The organism is Erythrobacter cryptus DSM 12079 (genome assembly GCF_000422985.1).
GTDB lineage: Bacteria > Pseudomonadota > Alphaproteobacteria > Sphingomonadales > Sphingomonadaceae > Erythrobacter > Erythrobacter cryptus.
This window is the reverse complement of record NZ_AUHC01000005.1, coordinates 79409-97009: the sequence shown is the minus strand read 5'-3', so window position 1 is coordinate 97009 and position 17601 is coordinate 79409. Positions and strand designations below refer to the sequence as shown.

15 protein-coding genes are annotated in these 17601 nt (G+C 68.2%); 5 read left to right on the top strand and 10 right to left on the bottom strand.

Going from position 1 to position 17601, the window contains the following annotated elements; all coding sequences use genetic code 11:
• Positions 1-71: 71 nt before the first annotated feature.
• From yacG to infA, 4 genes are read right to left on the bottom strand one after another with little or no spacing between them, the layout of a single operon-like run.
• Complete coding sequence (gene yacG, locus G524_RS0105245; protein WP_027442771.1) at positions 72-260, bottom strand: DNA gyrase inhibitor YacG; 189 nt, start codon at positions 258-260, stop codon at positions 72-74.
• Entirely contained in the window at positions 257-1231 is a 975-nt protein-coding gene (locus tag G524_RS0105240) for a ribonuclease E/G (protein ID WP_027442770.1), read from the bottom strand. The genes yacG and G524_RS0105240 overlap by 4 nt, the downstream gene beginning before the upstream one ends.
• The gene (locus G524_RS0105235) at positions 1224-1796 is read right to left on the bottom strand and encodes a Maf family protein (protein ID WP_027442769.1); all 573 of its coding nucleotides are present in this window, start codon (positions 1794-1796) and stop codon (positions 1224-1226) included. The genes G524_RS0105240 and G524_RS0105235 overlap by 8 nt, the downstream gene beginning before the upstream one ends.
• Positions 1797-1814: 18 nt before the next feature.
• The gene (infA, locus tag G524_RS0105230; protein WP_007163491.1) at positions 1815-2060 is read right to left on the bottom strand and encodes a translation initiation factor IF-1; all 246 of its coding nucleotides are present in this window, start codon (positions 2058-2060) and stop codon (positions 1815-1817) included.
• A gap of 228 nt (positions 2061-2288) precedes the next feature.
• On the opposite strand from infA, the gene G524_RS0105225 reads away from it, so the two are divergent.
• From G524_RS0105225 to G524_RS0105210, 4 genes are all read left to right on the top strand, one after another.
• Entirely contained in the window at positions 2289-5516 is a 3228-nt protein-coding gene (locus G524_RS0105225) for a porin family protein (RefSeq protein ID WP_027442768.1), read from the top strand.
• Positions 5517-5589: 73 nt separating this feature from the next.
• On the top strand, positions 5590-7551 hold the full coding sequence (gene uvrC / locus G524_RS0105220; RefSeq protein WP_027442767.1) for an excinuclease ABC subunit UvrC: 1962 nt from the start codon (positions 5590-5592) through the stop codon (positions 7549-7551).
• A gap of 9 nt (positions 7552-7560) precedes the next feature.
• Complete coding sequence (locus tag G524_RS0105215) at positions 7561-8244, top strand: DUF6445 family protein (protein ID WP_027442766.1); 684 nt, start codon at positions 7561-7563, stop codon at positions 8242-8244.
• 119 nt (positions 8245-8363) lie between these two features.
• Positions 8364-8936, top strand: a complete 573-nt coding sequence (locus G524_RS0105210) for a beta/gamma crystallin-related protein (protein WP_027442765.1) — start codon at positions 8364-8366, stop codon at positions 8934-8936.
• Between the two features lie 81 nt (positions 8937-9017).
• On the opposite strand, the gene G524_RS0105205 is transcribed toward G524_RS0105210, so the two are convergent.
• The 3 genes from G524_RS0105205 to G524_RS15050 all read right to left on the bottom strand — a co-directional run bounded on the left by G524_RS0105205 (position 9018) and on the right by G524_RS15050 (position 13583).
• Positions 9018-9890 (bottom strand): OmpA family protein, encoded by an 873-nt coding sequence (locus G524_RS0105205; RefSeq protein ID WP_027442764.1) that lies wholly within the window; start codon positions 9888-9890, stop codon positions 9018-9020.
• Positions 9891-10129: 239 nt separating this feature from the next.
• The gene (locus G524_RS0105200) at positions 10130-11980 is read right to left on the bottom strand and encodes a DUF885 domain-containing protein (RefSeq protein ID WP_027442763.1); all 1851 of its coding nucleotides are present in this window, start codon (positions 11978-11980) and stop codon (positions 10130-10132) included.
• A 103-nt stretch (positions 11981-12083) separates the two neighbouring features.
• Positions 12084-13583 (bottom strand): carotenoid oxygenase family protein, encoded by a 1500-nt coding sequence (locus G524_RS15050; protein ID WP_036857465.1) that lies wholly within the window; start codon positions 13581-13583, stop codon positions 12084-12086.
• A gap of 152 nt (positions 13584-13735) precedes the next feature.
• Between G524_RS15050 and G524_RS0105190 the strand changes: the two genes are divergently transcribed.
• The gene (locus tag G524_RS0105190) at positions 13736-14548 is read left to right on the top strand and encodes a universal stress protein (RefSeq protein ID WP_027442762.1); all 813 of its coding nucleotides are present in this window, start codon (positions 13736-13738) and stop codon (positions 14546-14548) included.
• Between the two features lie 38 nt (positions 14549-14586).
• Here the strand turns inward: G524_RS0105190 and G524_RS0105185 are convergent, their stop codons facing one another.
• Genes G524_RS0105185 through G524_RS15045 form a run of 3 tightly spaced genes read right to left on the bottom strand, consistent with a single transcriptional unit; the run spans position 14587 to position 17595 of the window.
• On the bottom strand, positions 14587-15528 hold the full coding sequence (locus G524_RS0105185; protein ID WP_027442761.1) for an acyl-CoA thioesterase: 942 nt from the start codon (positions 15526-15528) through the stop codon (positions 14587-14589).
• A 22-nt stretch (positions 15529-15550) separates the two neighbouring features.
• Positions 15551-16429 carry a cupin-like domain-containing protein gene (locus tag G524_RS0105180; protein ID WP_027442760.1) on the bottom strand — a complete coding sequence of 293 codons (879 nt, stop codon included), beginning with the start codon at positions 16427-16429 and terminating at the stop codon, positions 15551-15553.
• A complete protein-coding gene (locus G524_RS15045) occupies positions 16426-17595 on the bottom strand; it encodes a GNAT family N-acetyltransferase (RefSeq protein ID WP_245561298.1) in 1170 nt (389 codons plus the stop codon). The genes G524_RS0105180 and G524_RS15045 overlap by 4 nt, the downstream gene beginning before the upstream one ends.
• Between the last annotated feature and the right edge of the window lie 6 nt (positions 17596-17601).

Genomic DNA, 17601 nt, shown 5'->3' with positions numbered 1-17601 from the left:
CCCTATGGCGAAGGCGGCTGGCCTTGGCAAGGGGGTTTTCGCGCTCCTCGTCCCGGTTTCGCGCGCCGGCGCTATTCGTCCTCTGCCGGGCCCTCGCGGGCAAGATCATCCGGCTCGGCGGGCGGGCCGGGAACGGCGTAGGAATCGGAAAACCAGCGCGCAAGGTCGCGGTCGCGGCAGCGGGCCGAGCAGAACGGGTGGTGCGCTGCCTGGCGCGGCTTGCCGCAGATCGGGCAGGGCTTGTGGGCAGAAGGGCTCATTGGCCAACAAGCTGGGCATTGGCCGCAATGATAGCAAGGCCCGGATCGCTGCGGATTTCGAGGCCCCGCCCGGTGCGCCGCGCCAAGGCCTCGCGCCAGGCCGGGGCGATCCGGGCTTCAAGCGCGGGATGAACCATGAGTTCGATCACCCGCCCGGTGCCCCCTGCCTCGGCCGCGATCTCCGCTCGGCGCAGCGCCATGCGCGCGGCCATGCCGAGCCGCTGATGGGCGAATCGGTGGATCAGCGAGGGGCCTTCGAGCCGGGCGACCAGCTGGACGAGGCCAAAGCCGTTCATCGCCGTGCGCTCATGCGGCCAGTCAGCCAGCGCCGCCGCGAGCGCGGCATCGACCGCGCGGCGATCATCGCGCGCGGCGAGCGTGGGAAAATCTATGGCAATATTGCCGCCCAGATCAAACCAGGCCAGCGCCCGGGCGATCGCGGGGACGGCGGCGAGCGCAAGGCTGCGCGGCGCGCCGATCCCGTCGATGTCGATCACGCTCATCGCCGCCGTGGTGCCGATCAGGATCTCCCCGCCGGGAAAGTCGAGCCGGGCGCTGGCCGCGGCCTGCCACACCTCTTCCCACAGCCCGGCGGGAAAGCGCGGCACGATCCGCCCCTCGGGAAAGGGCGAGGGCAGCGGCCCGGTGCCGGCCACGCGCGCTTGGGCGCGCTTCAGCCGCCCGCGTTCGGCCATCGGCGCCCGGGTGATCACCAGCGCGAGCGAAGCGCCCTCGCTCACGCCCTGCGGCAGGTGATCGACCAGCGCCTCGCGCCCGTCATCGAGCCGCGCCAGCCCCCGCCGCGTGCCCTTGAGCTTGGCGACAAGTTGCCCGTGCGTCTGTGTGCCGGCGGCCAGTTCTCCGGGCCAGCTCAGTCTTGCAGCGCGCACCTGCCCGCCTTCGACGAGCAGCGCGCGCCTTTCCCCGATCCCTTCCTCGATCAGCCATTCTGCCGCACCGCGCTCAGGCAAGGGCGAACCCCGCCGCCTTGAGCAGTGCCCTGGTTTCATAGAGCGGCAGGCCCATCACCCCCGAATGGCTGCCCCTGATCCACTGGATCAGCCCTTCGGCACTGCCCTGGATGGCATAGCCCCCGGCCTTGCCGCGCCATTCGCCCGAGGCAAGATAGGCGGCGATCTCCTGATCGGTGAGGCGCTTGAAGCGCACCACGGTTTCGCTCACGCGCGCGCGGCAGCTGCCATCGGGGCCGCGCAGCACCACGCTGGAGAAGACCTGGTGCCGCCGCCCGCTCATCAGGGCAAGGCACGCGCGCGCCTCGGCCTCGGATTCGGCCTTGGGCAGGATCCGTCGCCCCACCGCCACCACCGTATCGCCCGCGAGCACGAAGCCGGGGGCGCACACGGCCTCGGCCTTCTCCAGCCCCATGCGCAGGGCATAGGCGCGGGGGCGCTCGCCCTTCATCGGGGTCTCGTCGATGGCAGCGGGGGCAATGGCATCGGGCACAAGGCCCAGCCGGGCGAGCAATTCGCGCCGCCGCGGCGAGGCCGAGGCCAATGTGAGGTGAGGATCGCCCATCGGGCGGGCCGGTGGCCCCTATTGCGGCCCGGGGCCGCCGCGACCCGGCATGAAGCGATAGGTGATGCGCGCCTTGGTGAGATCGTAGGGCGTCAGTTCGCACAGCACCTCATCGCCCACCAGCACGCGGATGCGGTTCTTGCGCATCTTGCCGGCAGTGTGGCCGAGCACTTCATGGCCGTTTTCAAGCTCCACCCGGAACATCGCATTGGGCAGCAGTTCAACCACGCGCCCGCGCATTTCGAGGAGTTCTTCCTTGGCCATGTAATTCCTTCGTGACTCGTGGCTGGGCAAAGACGCCCGTCGATGCGGGGCAGCGCTTTAGCGATGTGGGAACCAAAAGGGAAGGCTCGTGCTTTAGGCCCGGGTTGAAGCCCCCGTTCAGGCGGGAGCCAGCCATGTGGCGACAGGTCAGGGCCCGATGCGGTCCCGGCCGGATGGGACCGGTAACAAGCCGCCCTGCCGCTTGAGATCGATCGCAAAAGGGACCAGATGCACCTCTCCCCCTTCATCCGCGGCGCCCTGCGCGCCGGCACGGCGCTTGCCGGTCTTGCCGCAATTTTCCCTGCCAGTGCCGCCGACAATGCCGCGGCCCAGCCGCAGCCTACCACCCCGCCCCCTGCCGAAAGCGAGGAGGAGGTTGCCAGCGCCAATGACGCCGGGATCGGCATCAACGGCGAAATCGTGGTGCGCGCCGGGCGGCTGCGCGGACAGCTGACGGTGGAGCAGGCCCCGCTCTTGCAGCTCACCGAGGAGGCGATCGCGGCCGAGGGCGTGACCTCGATCACCGATCTCATCGCCCAGATCAGCGCCCGCACCGGCTCGGCCCGGGGGCGCGGCGGGGGCGGGCAGCCGGTCATTCTGGTGAACGGCATCCGCATCGGCTCGTTCCGCGAATTCGCCAATTACCCGCCCGAGGCGCTGGCGCGGGTCGAGGTGTTTCCCGAGGAAGTCGCCCAACGCTTCGGCTTCCCCCCCGATCGCCGGGTGATCAACCTCATCCTCAAGGACAATTACGCCAACCGCCAGATCGATTTTGAATATGAAGGCCCCTCGCGCGGGGGCTATGCCCGCAACGAACAGCAGTTCGGGCTGCTCAAGATCGCCGATGGCGGGCGGATCAATCTCAATCTCCAGGTCGAGGACACTTCGCTCCTGAGCGAGGCGGAAAGGGGCGTGGCGCAGACCTCGGGCTCGCTCTCGCAGGTGGCGGGCGATCCCGATCAGGCGCGTTTCCGCAGCCTGCTGGCCGATAGCTTCGACTTCGAGGGCAACCTTTCCTGGGCCAAGGCGATCATCGACAGCGGCACCTCGCTCAGCGCCAATCTCAACTATGCCCGCAGCGAAAGCCGCAGCCTCGATGGCCTCAACACCGTGGTGCTGCGGGCTCAGCCCGGCGATCCGGGCGTGATCCGCACCTTTGGCGCGGACACGCCGCTCGCGCGCCTGACTTCGACCGACACCCTTTCCTCGGCCGGATCGCTGACCCGCCCGCTCAACAATTTCCGCCTCACCAGCACCTTCGATGCCTCCTTTTCGGAGAGCGAGACGCGCATTTCCCGGCGCTTCGATACCACCGCGCTCGAGCAGGCGGCGCTCGCCGGCACGCTCGCGCCCGATGGGCCGCTGCCCGGCAATGCGGCCGCCGGCTTTGATGTTGCGCGCAGCCGCAACCTTGGCGGCACCATGCTCACCACGCTCAATGGCCCGCTTGCCGAGCTGCCCGCGGGCGAGGTGCTGGCAACCTTCGATGTCGGGCTCGATTGGCGCCGCATCGAAAGCGCCGATACCCGCACGCTGCAGGATGTGACGCTCACCCGCCGCCAGCTTTCTACGGGTGCCAATCTGGTGGTGCCGATCACCAGCCGCCGCGCCGGGGTGGCCGATGCGCTCGGCAGCTTCACCCTCAATCTCCAGGCGGGGCTTGAGGATTTCAGCGATTTCGGGGTGCTGGGTGATTGGAACGCGGGGCTCACCTGGTCGCCGGTCGATGGGCTTGATCTTTCGGCCACCTATATCTGGCGCGAGGTCGCCCCGGGGCTGGCTGCACTGGGCAACCCGGTGGTGGTCAATTTCAACGTGCCGGTGTTCGATTTCGTTCGCGGCGAGACCGTGCTTGCCGATGTCACCACCGGGGGCAATCCCGCGCTGCCGCCCGAGACCCAGCGCGACTGGAAGTTTGCCGCCAATTGGGAACTGCCATTCTGGGACAACACCCGGCTGACAGTGGAATATATCCGCAACCGCTCCGACAATGTGGTGAGCGCCTTTCCGCAGATCACCGCCGAGATCGAGGCGGCCTTCCCCGGAAGGGTGACCCGCGATGCAGACGGGCAGCTGATCGCGGTGGATCGCCGCCCGGTGAGCTTTGCCGCCACCCGCGCCAACCGGCTGCAATTCACTTTCTCGACCAATGGCAGCTTCGGCGCGCCGGCGGGAAGCGGCGGGGGTGGCGGCTTCGGCGGTGGGCGCGGTAGCGGTGGGCGCGCGGCAGCCCTGGCCGCGGCGGCGGCTCCGCAGCCGGCTCCGCCGACCACGGGGCCGATGCCGGGTGCAGGTGCGGGAACGCCAGAGCGTCCCGGTGGCGGATTTGCCGGCGGCGCAGCCAGCCCCACGCCCGAGCAGCGTGCCCAGTTCATGGCCTTCCGCGCGCGCCTGTGCGCCGAGGATGGCGAGGCCTTTCTCGCGCGGCTGGTGGGCGCGATTGAGCGCGGCGAGGACATTGCCGCTGCCTATCCCGATATTGATCCGGCGCGCCTTGCGCCGCTGATCGCGCGGCTGCGCGGGGCCGATGGCAGCATCGATCCGGCGCGCCTCGCGCAGTTCCGCAGCCGCATCTGCAGCATCGATCCGGCGCTGATCGGCGGCGCGCCGGGGCAGGGCGCTCCAGGACAGGGCGCCCCTGGCGGAATGCCGCCCCAGTTTGCCACCTTCCGCGCGCGCGCCTGCGGGCCAGATGGCACCGCGGCGATCGCCGAGCTGGTGGGCAAGATCGAGCGCGGCGAGGATATCTCGGCCGAGCTGCCCGGGGTCGATCCGGCCTTCATCAAGCTTGCGCTCGATCGTTCGCGCGGTCCGGATGGCACCATCCCGCCCGAGGCGCTGGCGCAGTTCCGCGAGCGCTTCTGCGCCGCAGCGCCGCCTGCCGGCGGGCAGGGCGGGGCGAGTGGCGGCCCGGCGGCGAGCGGCGGCGGCGGCGCGCCAGCGGGCGGGCCGGCCTTCAACCCGCTCGCCCAGCGCAATTTCCAGGGCTGGCGCTATTTCTTCAACCTCACCCACACGATCGAGCTTGATAACACCATCCTCATCGCCAAGGGCCTTGCCCCGCTCGACCAGCTCGAGGGGGAGGCGACCGGGGCCTTCGGCCTGCCGCGCCATTCGAGCCGGCTTGAAGCCGGATTGTTCGGCAAGGGGCTGGGCCTGCGCCTATCGGGCATCTACACCGGCAAGACCCGGCTGGAGGGGGCAGCGGGCACCAGCGACCTGTTCTTCGATGACATCGTCACCTTCAACCTGCGCCTGTTTGCCAATCTCGGCGAGGTGACCGGCAAGAACGAGGGACTGTTCAAGGATCTGCGCGTCAGCCTGGTGGCCGACAACCTGTTCGATGCCCAGCGCCGGGTGCGCGATTCGGCCGGGAACACGCCGATCAACTACCAGCCCTTCGTGATCGATCCGCTCGGGCTCTACCTCGGGATTGACCTTAGGAAGCTGTTCTAGCGCGGGGCCTTGGCAGAGGCTGGCGGGCGGCGGGAATTGCCAAGCGCCCCTGCCAGCCCCTATGGGCCAGCCCATGGCCCGAACCCCGGCAGGCAGCCCCCAGGATCCGCGCGGCGCTGCGCGTTTCAACGAGGAACGCGCCGCCACCACGCTCGCCAGCGCCCAGCCCGATATCGAGGCCGGGCTCACGGCGATCCGCGAGACGGTGAAGGTGCTCAAGCCCGTGCCCGGCGTCTATCGCATGTGCGACAGCCGCGGCGAAGTGCTCTATGTCGGCAAGGCGCGCAGCCTCAAGGCGCGGGTGGCCAACTACACCCAGTTTGCTGCCCTGCCCAAGCGGCTGCAACGCATGGTCAGCCAGACCCGCGCGATGGAGATCGTCGTCACCAATTCCGAGGCCGAGGCGCTGCTGCTCGAGGCCCAGCTGATCAAGCGCTTCCGTCCGCCCTTCAACGTGCTGCTGCGCGACGACAAGAGCTTTCCCTTCATCCTGCTGCGCGCCGATCATCCCTTCCCGCGCATCCAGAAGCACCGCGGCGCGCGCCGCGCCAAGGGCAATTACTACGGGCCCTTTGCCAGCGCCGGGAGCGTCAACACCACCTTGAACGCGCTGCAGAAGCTGTTCCTGCTGCGCTCGTGCACCGACAGCTATTTCAACAACCGCGATCGGCCCTGCCTGCTCTACCAGATCAAGCGCTGCTCGGCCCCCTGTGTCGGGCGCATCAGCGAAGCGGACTATGCCGCGTTGGTGCGCCAGGCCAAGGACTTCCTCGCCGGCAAGAGCTCGCAGGTGCAGGCCGATCTTGAACGGCAGATGGGCGAGGCCGCCGCCGCGCTCGACTTCGAGACCGCCGCGATCCTGCGCGATCGGCTGCGCGCGGCGACCTTCATCCAGGGCGCGCAGGCGATCAACGCGCAAGGGCTGGGCGATGCCGATGTCTTCGCGCTCGCGGCCAAAGGCGGGGTGATCGCGGTGCAGGGCTTCTTCATCCGCGGCGGGCAGAACTGGGGCCACCGCGCCTTCTTTCCGCGCCACACCGCCGAGGTGGATGAGGCCGAGGTGCTCGCCAGCGTGCTGCTGCAATTTTACGAGGAGGTGCCCCCGCCGCCCACCATCCTGCTCGATCGCGCCCTTGCTGAAAGCGACCTCGTTGCCTCGGCGCTTAGCGGTCTTGCCGGGCGCAAGGTGCGCCTTTCCGTGCCAGAGCGCGGCGACCGGCGCCGGCTGCTCGCCCAGGCGCAGCGCAACGCCCGCGAGGCGCTCGACCGGCGCCTTGCCGAAACCGGCACCAAGGCGCGGCTCAACCGCGAACTTGCCGAGTTTCTCGAGCTTGATGGCCCCCCACAGCGCATCGAGGTCTATGACAACAGCCATATTCAGGGCGCCAAGGCGGTGGGGGCGATGGTGGTTGCCGGGCCGGAGGGCTTCGAGAAGGGCCAGTATCGCAAGTTCAACATCCGCATAGCGCAATCGAACGATGATTTTGCCATGCTGCGCGAAGTGATGGCGCGGCGCTTTCGCAACTTTGGCGAGAGCGCCGAACCGCAGGCCGGGCGGGCGGGCGGGCACGAGAGCGTGCTGCCCGATCTCATCCTGATCGACGGCGGCAAGGGGCAAGTGTCAAGCGTGATGCGTGTGCTCGAGGACATCGGGATTGCCGATGAGGTGGCGGTGATCGGCATTGCCAAGGGGCCGCATCACGGGCGCGAGGGGCGCGAGGTGTTCCACTTTCCCGATGGGCGCGAAAAGACCTTGCCGCCCGGCTCGCCGCTCTTGTTTCACCTCCAGAACCTGCGCGATGAGGTCCACCGCTTTGCCATCGGCGCCCACCGCGCGCGGCGCGCGAAGGCGCTCACCGCTTCGCCGCTCGACGAGATCCCGGGCATCGGCCCGGCGCGCAAGCGCGCGCTGCTGCTCCATTTCGGCACGGCGAGCAAGGTGCGCGCCGCCGCGCTCGAAGACCTCCAGCGCGCCCCCGGCATCAGCGCCGCGGTGGCGCGCAAGGTCTATGATTTCTACCACGCCGGGAGCTAGGTAAGAGCGATGCACCTGCCCGAGCCTCGTGTCACCATCGCGCGTCTTGGCCGCGAGGGAGAGCCGCTGGTGATCATCGATGATTTCACCGGCCAGCCCGAGCGCCTGCGCGCCATGGGGGTGGCAGCGCAATATCACCCCGCCGGCGCGGATTATCCCGGCCTGCGCGCGCTTGCCGACCCTTCCTATCTCGATCTGCGGCGCGGGCTGATGATGGCGATCATGGCCCGGGTCTTCGGCCTTGAGGGAATGGTGCATTGCGAGATCGCCGCCTTTTCGCTGGTGACCCTGCCGCCCGAGCAGCTCAGCGAGCGCCAGCGCATCCCCCATCACGACCATTCCGATCCGCGGCGGGTGGCGATCATGCATTATCTCGGCGGGCCGGACAGTGGCGGCACCGCCTTCTATCGCCACCGCCGCACCGGGTTTGAGGCGATCACCCCGGCGCGCGAGGCGGCCTATGCCGCCGGACTTGCCGCCGATGCGGCCGAATATGGCCCGCCCCCGCCAGGCTATCCCGGCGCCGACAGCCCGGCCTATGAACAGATCGGCATGGTCGAGGCCCGGCCTGATCGCCTCGCGCTCTACCGCGGGTGCCAGCTCCATTCGGGGGTGATCCCCGATCCCGCCGCGCTTTCGCCCGATCCGGCGCGCGGGCGCTTGACGATCAACATGTTCCTCTACGGCACCTGAGCCGGCGCGGCGCTTCGGCGCTTGCCACCAGCATGGCGACAAGGCAGTCGCGAACGGGAGACGCAACGCTGGTGGCCGTGCCGGTGAAGGGGAGAGAGGCAATGGCAAGGCGCTGGCAAGTGGCAGCGGCAGGCGCGGCGGCGCTCGCTGGGGTTTCGGTGGTCTCGGCACAGCAGGATGATCGCATGTGGCGGCCCGAGCCACAGCCCGAGGCGATCATCTACCGCGAGGTTGGCTATCAGGGCTCGGCGGTCAATGTCAGCGAGCCGCAGCGCAATCTCGGCCTTGCCTGGAACGTCAAGTCGATTCGGGTGATGTCCGGGCGCCGGGAGCTGTGCGAAAGGCCCAATTTCCGCGGCACCTGCCGCACCTATCAGAGCGATGTGCCGATGATCGGGCAGCCGTTCCGCGGCATGGTGTTGCAGTCGATGCGCCCGCTCGGCTGGAACCCGCCGGGCGAGCCGGGCGGCAATCCCTCGCTGCGCGGGACGGCCTCGGAGTTCTTCCCGGCTCCGGCGCGCGGCGGCTACCGCGTCGAAGTCTGTCCCAGCGGCACCGCCAGCGCCGCCTGCGCCCAACGCAATGCCGATCGTTTCTGCGCCGATTCCGGCTGGCGGCGCAGTGCGCGCCAGATGATGGAAACGCTGCGCGGCCGGGCCTATCTCGCCGACGTGCTCTGCACCAATTCCTGAAAGCGTCAGGCCAGGGGTTGGCGCGGGGGGCTGGCGCAGCGGGGGCTGCGCTTGCCCCGCTGCGCGCGGTCACGCTTGTCCTCAGCGCTGGTCGAGCGCCTTGCTGACGAGCACGTTGACCGAGACCCGCCGGTTCTGCGCCCGGCCCGCGGGAGTGGAATTGTCGGCCGCCGGATCGGAACTGGCCATGCCGGTTGGGGTCAGCATCCGGTAAGGCTTCCAGCGGCATACCTGCTGGAGGTGGTTGACCACGGCCGCGGCCCGCTTTTCCGAAAGCGCCTGGTTGACCTCGGGCGAGCCGGTGGCATCGGTGTAGCCCAGCACCAGCAGCAGGGCATTGGGATTGGCCTCGGCAGCGCGCGCCGCGTTGCACAGCTCGACCCGCGCACCCGGGCTCAGCACCGCCTTGCCGCTGTCGAAATAGACGTTGGTGGTGCTCTTGACATTATATTGATCGATATCGCCAAAGCGCCCGCGCAGCGCTTCGGTCGCGGCCGCGTTCTCGGCGATCGCGGCGCCCTGCTCGCTGAACTTCTGCGCGGTGCCGGCGCTGATCATCGCAGCGATCTGGCGATCATCGCTGCGGAAACGCACTTCGCTGGCAACCAACCCTTCGCCGAACTGCGCGGTCTTCACCATCACCGGCAGGCCGGTGATGAGCGCGGTGTGATCGAAGGTCTTGTTGCCGATGCCGAGAAAGCCCCCGCGGGTGCGGATCTCGGTTTCGGGGTGGAGGGTGATGGCGATCACCTGCCCGTCATCGGCCACGATCTGCATCCGCTGGCCCTGCCGGGCGGAAATGATCCCGCTCACCCGCGGGCCTGCAGCAAGGTCGACGAGCGGTGGCAGCGCGCCCTCGACGATCGCGAGCACCTCGCCGCGGTCTTCAACCGGCAGCGCCTGAGCGCCAAGCGGCGCGGGGGCCATAATGGCGCCGAGCAGCGCGGCGGCCATGAAGCGGCGCGCGCCGGGCTTGGGGGCGGGACGGGAGAAGAAAATCGGGGCGGTCACGGCAAAGTGCTCCTTGCTGGCGGGCCGGCGATCCAACTGGGGCGGCCCTTTCTTGGCTCTGTGCGCGCAAGCCCGCTGCCGGGCAAAACCTTGCCCGCAGATGAACGCCAGCGCCCCCGGGGGCGCCGCGAGGGGCCACCGGGGGCGAGGCTGCGGTGAGCCGAGCCGAAAAGCGGCAGAGCCTATCGTGCCGCTTCGCGCGCGATCCAGCGATCGATCTTGGCCTCGAGCACGCTCAGCGGCAGCGCGCCGGTGCCCAGCACCTGTTCGTGGAAGGCCTTGATGTCGAAGCGCTTGCCCAGCTGCGTCTCGGCGCGCTTGCGCAGCTCCTGGATCTTGAGCGCCCCGATCTTGTAGGCCAGCGCCTGGGCGGGAATGGCGATGTAGCGATCCACCTCGGCCACCACTTCGGTGCGGGTCATGCCCGAATTTTCCAGCATGTATTCAATCGCCTGGTCACGGCTCCAGCCCTTGGCATGGATGCCGGTATCGACCACCAGCCGCATGGCGCGCAATTGTTCGTCCTGCAGCGTGCCATAGCGGTTCCAGGGGTTCTTGTAGAAGCCCATCTCATAGCCGAGCGTCTCGGCATAAAGCGCCCAGCCCTCGACATAGGCGGTGGCGCCACCAAAGCGCATGAAGGCCGGCAGCGCCTCGTTCTCCTGCGCAAGGCTGATCTGGAAATGGTGCCCCGGCGCGCCTTCGTGCAGGTAGAGCGTGACATTGCCCGGGGTGAGGCGGCTCGGCAGATCATAGGCGTTGAAATAGAACACCCCTGGACGCGCGCCGTCGGGCGAACCGGCCTGGTAGGAGCCGCCTGCCTCGAACTTCTCGGTCGAAGGGTCATAAGGGCGGATTTCGAGCTTCGACTTGGGCAGCCGCGCAAAATAGGCACCGATGCGCGCATCGACCTCGCGCCCGATACGGTAATAGTCCTCAGTCAGCGCCGCCCGGCTCTTGGGCTGGAACCTGGGATCGGTGCGGACATAGTCGAAGAACTCATTGAGTGTGCCCTTGAACTTGACTTCGGCCTTGAGCTTTTCGAGCTCGCCCTTGATCCGCGCCACTTCGGCAAGGCCGAGCTGGTGGATGGTCTCGGGATCGAGCGGCAGGGTGGTGGTGTCCTCGACCAGCTGGGCATAGAGCGCGGCGCCGCCCTTCATCTGCGAAAGGCCGATGCTCGTGCGCGCCTGTGGCAGATATTCGTCGCGCAGGAAATCCCTGAGCCGCGCATTGGCGGCATAAACTTCGCGGGTCTTGGCCTCGTAGGCCGCGGTAAGGCGCGCCTTGGCCGCATCGGAGAAATCCGCCGGAAAGTTGCGCACCGGCCCCATGAACTGCGACTGGTCAAGTGGGGTCTCAAGCTGGGTGTCGAGCTGGCTCACCATGATGCCCACGGTGAGCGAAGTTTCGAGCACCCCGGTTTTCAGCCCCTGGCGGAACTTGCCGATCGCACGGTCGATGATCGCGATATAGTCATCGTGGCGCTTGAGGTTGTCCTCGTAGTGGGCAAGCGTCTTGAACGGGGCCACCCCGGTGCCGCTGGCGAACTGGGGGTAGAAGGTGTGCAGGCCGAAGAAGTGATTGAGGGGGCGTACCTCGGTGAGCGCGCGGATTTCGTCGCTGGCTCCGGCAAGCGCGCGCTCTTGCGTGTATTTGAACACGTCGTAGGCGAGGCTGTCGGTCTCGTCGAGCTTGGCTCGGTCGATCGCGGCCAGCAGGGCGAGGTTGAGCCGCGTGTCGGTTCGGCTTGCCAGGAACTGCGAATCGGTGAGGAAATCGCCAAGCCGGTCGGCGTTCTCGTCCTCGCCGCGGAACAGCCGGCTCAAGGGGCTGAGCGCAAGCTCGCGCGCATCGGCATCGGCAAACAGGGCAAAGAGCTTGTCATGCTCGGCCTTGCGCGCTTCGTCCTGCGGCGCGGCGCTGGTGGCGGCGCCTGAGGCGATGCTCGCCGGGGCTGCCGGTTCGGCGTGCAGCGGCGGCGCGCTGAGCACCGAAGCGCAGGAGATGGCCAGAGCCAGGCGGAATTTCATGCTGATTGCCCCTTGTTGCGCAAGAAAGATGCGCGGCCCTAGGCGCGGCGATCGGATGCGGCAATCGCCCTCCCGATGAGCGGGCGAGCCGCATCGACCGGGGTCAAGCAGCGCGCGCCAGCCGGGCGGCGTGGAAGGCGCGGTCGCGCTTCAGCTGCGCGTGTTCGACCCACACCGAATGGGTGCCCGAGGAAATCTTGTGCGGCAGGGCAAGGCGGCAGATCGGCCCCCTGGCGATGTCGGTCGCATCGAGGATCGCGCATTCGGAGGTGCCGGCGTTCTCGTCGATCAGGAAGGTGATGAGATAGCCATCATCCTCCGCTTGCCCTCCCTTGCGCGGGATCATCGGGCTTTCGCTGGCATAAACCCCTTGGGGAAGTTCAAAAATCTGCTCGGCGCCCGTCTCGGTATCGTGGCGGACATAGCCGTTGAACAGGAACCAGCCGGGCCGGGTGGTGGTGGACCAGACATAGCGGCTCTTCTTCATCGCAAAGGCCGGGTTGATCATCCCGAACTCGACGATGCGCTCGGACAGGCGCTCCTCGCGGGTCTCGCCGGTGGCAAGGTTGAAGCGCCAGCGGTGGAGCCGCGACTGGAAGGAATGTTCATCGACATAGGCCATCATGTGGCTGTAGCGGCCCATTTCGTGGAGCGGCTCGGGCATGGGCCGTGCCTGATGATAGCCTTCGAGCACCACCTCGTCGCCCTCCTCCCAGGCATTGGTCCAGTGCAGCACATAGGTGGGCGAGGCCTCGAACCAGCGGATATCCTGCACAGAGCCATGGCGCGGGATCAGGGCAAAGCGCGTGGGCACTCCCTCGTGCAGGCGCGCGGCATGGATGTTGCGCGCCAGCAATTCGCTGTCCCAGAACAGCGGCATGTCGTTGAGGATCGACCAGTTCCTTGTGATCGCCATGTCATGCGGCAGGCGCGGGCCCGGCAGGGGAATGGGGACATAGTGCACCAGCGCGCCGCTGCGATCGACCACGCCGTAATGCATGTAGGGCGGGTGCTTGGAATAGTTGAAGAACATCAACTCGCCGGTTTCCTCGTCCACCTTGGGGTGGGCGGAGATGCCGTCGAGCGGAACCCACGGGGCCTTGCCGAGATTGGCGAGCGTGGCCGGATCGAGCATCCACGCCTCGCCGCATTGGTAAAAGGTGGCATAGGCTATGCCGGCATGAACGATGATGTCGGTCGATCCGGTGTCCTTGAGGCCGCCATGGGCGCCAAAGCCGGGCCGCAGGGAGGTGCCCCAGGGATCCATCAGCCCGCCCCACAGCGCCCGCCCGGCAAGCTGTTCGGCAACAAAGCAATGGCTGCGCACGAAGCGGTTGCGATAGCTCGCCTTGCCGCCCGAGATATTGACCTGGTGGATCATCCCGTCGCCATCGAAGGGGTGGTGGCGGCCAAGCGGCTGGTGCACCGGATTTTCGGTGTTGCGCAAATAGATGCCGTCGATATCGGGCGGGATCGCCCCTTCGATCACCGGCAGCTCATCGACGTCGACCTCTTCGTGGCAGGGCGTCCACGGCCCGGTGAGATAGGGGTGATTGGACGGCTCAAGCGTGGTCCTGACCGGCGGATGGCGCGTGATCTGCATGGCTCTCTCCCGCAGCGCAAATTGCGCGATGGGCGCGGCGCTGGCAAGCAGCTATGATCGCTGAGCGGCGCGGTGCCAGCGAAATTTGATCCCGATCAAGGCAGCCCCCGGCTGGCTCGGCGATAGCGGGGCACGTTCTTGGGAGACAGGTGATGAAATCGATTCTGCTGCACATCGATCATGACAAGGCGATGGAAGCGCGGCTTCAGGTCGCGCTCGATATTGCCCGGGCGAGCAATGGGCATATCACCTGCCTTCAGGCGGTCAGCTACGAGGTCTTTGCTCCGGGCGACATCTACGGCTCGGCGATCGCCGCGGCGATGCCGGTGATCAAGGAGAATGCCGAAAAGCTGCGCAGCCAGATCGAGGCCGACCTCGAGAACGAGGGCGTGAGTTGGGACTGGCGCTTTGTCTATGGCACCGCGGCGCATCGCCTGCTCGAGGCCTCGCCGCTGGCCGATGTGATCATCCTCGGCCCGGCCGAGGTCGGCGCGGCGGGCGGGCCTTCGGCGCTGGTGGGCGAGGTGGCGATCAAGGCCCGCACGCCGGTGCTGGTGGTGCCCGAAGGAACGAAGGGCCTCGATGTCAGCGGGCCGATGGTGATCGCTTGGAACGGCTCGGCTGAAGCGGCCCATGCGCTGCGCGGGGCGGTGCCGCTGCTCGCCTGCTCGTGCAAGGTGACGCTGGTCAGCATCACCGATGAGGGCGAGCGGGCGCGCTTTGACCTGCCTTCGACCGAGGGCGCGCAATATCTGGCGCGCCACGGGATCGCCTGCGAGCTGGTGGAGATCCCGCGGGGCGAGGCATCGATCGCCGACACCCTATTTTCCGCCGCGCAGCTGCGCGAGGCAGCGCTGATGGTGATGGGGGCCTATGGCCACGCGCGGTTTACCGAGATGCTGCTCGGCGGGGTGACGCGGCGGATGCTGAGCGAGCCGCAGCTGCCGATCCTGCTGGCGCATTAGGGCGCTGGGCAGGGCGCCCCCAAATCCTTGCCCATGCCCTAGCGCGGCGCGCGCCGGCGCATCATCCCTTCCTGCGCCACGCTGGCGATGAGCTCGCCCGCCTGGTTGAAGATGCGCCCGCGGTTGAACCCGCGCCCGCCGCCCGACCAGGGCGAATCGGTGGCATAAAGCAGCCATTCGTCGGCCCGCGCCTCGCGGTGGAACCAGATCGCGTGATCGAGGCTGGCGCCGACCAGCTCGCCGCGCATCCACGAGAGGCCATGGGGAAGGGCGCTGGTGCCGAGCAGGGTATAATCGCTGGCGTAGGTGATGATTGCGCGATGGAGTTCGGGCGTGTCGGCCGCGCCGGTGATCGGGGCGATCACCCGGAACCAGGTGTGGGCATAGGGCGGGCGCGGCGCGCGGCTCATCCAGTGCAGGGCATCGCAGGTGCGCATCTCGATCGGGCGCGGGCGCAGCATCATCGCGCGCTGGGGCTCGCTGATGCGATCCGCCCATTTCTCGGCGAGTTCACGGCGCTGCTCCATGTCGGGGCGCAAGGCATCCGGGCCGGGCACATCGGGCATGGCCGCGTCGCAATGTTCCAGCCCGACTTCGGGTTGCTGGAAGCTGGCGGTGAGGTTGAGGATCGGCACCGCGATCCCTTCCTCGTTCTCCTGCGCGGCCACCACCCGGCGGTTGGCAAAGCTGCGCCCGTCGAAATCGCGTTCGATGCGGTATTCGATCGGCGTCCCCTCGCGCCCGCCGCGCAGGAAATAGGCGTGGAGCGAATGGGCCTTCTTGCCATCGGCAACCGTGGCTTGCGCGGCCTGGAGGGCCTGGGCAAGCACCTGGCCGCCGAACACCCGCCCGACCCCGCCGAGCTGCGGCGGGCCGGCATAGACATCGGCGGCGCGCTTCTCGACCGTGAGCAGGCGGATAAGGTCGGCGAGCAGGCTTTCGGGCGTTTCGGGCGTTTCGGGCTTCAGGCAGTCACTCATGGCGCTGCGCCATGCGCGCGCCTTACGCTCCCGTCAACCCGAGGCGGCGCAGCGCCCGGAAGGCATAGGCCTTGAAATAGTTCTGCTGCGGCCAGCGGCCCGGCGCCTTGGGGGAAAACCCGCGTTCGCGCAGCAGGGCGTTGAAGATGCGCGCATCGCTTTCGCGGTAGCTCCATTCGCTGCGCCAGGTGATCGAGAGCGAGACCGAGGAGGCCGGCCCGTTCTCGACGAAATGCGGCGCCATCACCGGCACGAACAGGGCCTCGCCGGGCGAGAGCGCAAAGCGCCTCCCATGGGGCAGGAAGGCATCATCCCATGCCAGCTCGCGCGGGCCGCCCGCGTGATAGGTCTCGTGCGCCTCGTCGGGCACGAAGCGGGTGTCGCCGGCGGGAAATTGGGTCATCACCTTGTGCCCGCGGATCTGGAGCAGGATGTTGTGCTCCGGATCGAAGTGATAGGGCGTCACCGCCCTCGGGCTGGAGACGAAGATGAAGCCCTGCGGAGTCAGCATCCGCCCCGTGGCTGCCTCGATCTCGGGGCGGATCTCCTCGAGCAGGCCCATCAGCAGTTCGCGATAGGCGCCCACCTGCTCGATGTTCTTGAGCACCGCCCAGCTTTCGGCCTCCTCCACCCGGCGGATGGTCTCGGCGATCGAAAGCCCGTTGGCGCCGGGCTTGCCCGTAACTCCGATCGGCAGGTCGCCGCGGTTATATTCGACGCTCGCCAGCGGCAATTGCTCGGCCAGGGCGGCGAGCGCCTCGATCTCGAGCAGCGGATGGCTGGTGAGGCTGTGCTGGAGGATATGCGGCGCTTCCGGATAATGCGCGGCAAAGCGCGCGCGTGCGGCGGCATCGAACACCGGGCGGATTTCAAGTTCGGGAAAGCGGGCAGGGGCGTTCATTGCGTCCTCCTCGGGCGGGTTTCATAGGCCGTCAGCAGGCGAAAGCAGGCGCGCCTTGCGGCCCCGCCGATGGCGATGTTGCGGCTCACCATGTGTCGCCGCGCGCGCCACAGGCGTTCGATCATGGGGTGCCCCTCGGCTGCGCAGCTATCGGCCCAGGCAATGCCGGGCCGCTCGATCAGCGCGAGGTTTTCAAGCTGCAGCAACATGCCCGGCGAGAAGCGGGCAAAGGTCTCGTCATAGGCGGTCTTGAAGCTGTAGGCCCCGGGCGGGGTGAGGAAGTTGACCAGCATGGCGATCGCGCGGCCATCGAGCCGCAGCGCCATTCGCTCGAGCCGGCCCGCCGCCGCTGCCCCGGCGAGCGCCTCGGCAAAGAGCGTGCGGGTCTCGCGCGACTGGGCGAGCGCCGATCCGGCCGCACCCTTCCACCCGGCGGCCTCGAGCGCCAGGAACTCGGCGATCCAGCGATCGAGCCCTTCGTCCCCCTCGATCCGCTCGAATGTGAGCGCGCCCTGTTCGGCGAGCCGGGTGTGCTGGCGGCGCAGCTCCTTGCGCTTCTTGGCGCTCATCGCCGCTTGGAGATAGGCCGCGGCGTTGGCGGGGCCCTCAAGCAGGGCGCGGCTTTGCGTGGCAACGGTCGAATGGGGCCGTCCGCTTGCCGCCAGCACCCGCTCGAGCGCGGCATTGACGGGGCCTTCGGCGGCAAGCAGCGGCAGGTGGAGGAACAAGGCGCGGCGCGGCAAGCGGTCGAAATGGGCCAGCAGCGCGCGCCAGAATTCTTCCTCGCACCCTCGAGCCACCAAGGGCACCCCGCAAAAGGCATTGGCATGGAGCCAGGTGGCAGCATGGGGCACGGGATAGTTGTAGTAGCGCGCGCGCCGGATGATCGGGATGAGGCCGGCAAGCCGGCCCTGGTGACACCAGGCCTTGACGCGCACCCCTTCGTCTGCGCCCCATTGGCTGAGCGCGGGCAGCAGGAACCACGGCTCGAAGAAGGGATTGGGCTCGGCCGCGCGCGCGGCAAGGCGCTCCCACTGGGCAATGAAGCAAGGTTCTGCCAGCGCATCAGGGGCAAGCAGGCGCAGCGCGGGCGCTTGCTCTCCCACCCCTCGGGCGGGCATCGGCCCCGCCCGGGTGCGCAAGCTGCCCGCCGACCCCATCTCCATGCCTGT

Bases quoted from the DNA above. Each gene is read 5' to 3' on its own strand.
- G524_RS15050 (WP_036857465.1), bottom strand. From the start codon at position 13,583: ATGCAGATCACGCGCCATCCGCCGGTCAGGACCACGCTTGAGCCGTCC.
- G524_RS0105235 (WP_027442769.1), bottom strand. From the start codon at position 1,796: ATGGGCGATCCTCACCTCACATTGGCCTCGGCCTCGCCGCGGCGGCGC.
- G524_RS0105205 (WP_027442764.1), bottom strand. From the start codon at position 9,890: ATGGCCGCCGCGCTGCTCGGCGCCATTATGGCCCCCGCGCCGCTTGGC.
- G524_RS0105215 (WP_027442766.1), top strand. From the start codon at position 7,561: ATGCACCTGCCCGAGCCTCGTGTCACCATCGCGCGTCTTGGCCGCGAG.
- infA (WP_007163491.1), bottom strand. From the start codon at position 2,060: ATGGCCAAGGAAGAACTCCTCGAAATGCGCGGGCGCGTGGTTGAACTG.
- G524_RS15045 (WP_245561298.1), bottom strand. From the start codon at position 17,595: ATGGAGATGGGGTCGGCGGGCAGCTTGCGCACCCGGGCGGGGCCGATG.
- G524_RS0105225 (WP_027442768.1), top strand. From the start codon at position 2,289: ATGCACCTCTCCCCCTTCATCCGCGGCGCCCTGCGCGCCGGCACGGCG.
- yacG (WP_027442771.1), bottom strand. From the start codon at position 260: ATGAGCCCTTCTGCCCACAAGCCCTGCCCGATCTGCGGCAAGCCGCGC.
- G524_RS0105200 (WP_027442763.1), bottom strand. From the start codon at position 11,980: ATGAAATTCCGCCTGGCTCTGGCCATCTCCTGCGCTTCGGTGCTCAGC.
- G524_RS0105190 (WP_027442762.1), top strand. From the start codon at position 13,736: ATGAAATCGATTCTGCTGCACATCGATCATGACAAGGCGATGGAAGCG.
- G524_RS0105185 (WP_027442761.1), bottom strand. From the start codon at position 15,528: ATGAGTGACTGCCTGAAGCCCGAAACGCCCGAAACGCCCGAAAGCCTG.
- uvrC (WP_027442767.1), top strand. From the start codon at position 5,590: ATGGCCCGAACCCCGGCAGGCAGCCCCCAGGATCCGCGCGGCGCTGCG.
- G524_RS0105180 (WP_027442760.1), bottom strand. From the start codon at position 16,429: ATGAACGCCCCTGCCCGCTTTCCCGAACTTGAAATCCGCCCGGTGTTC.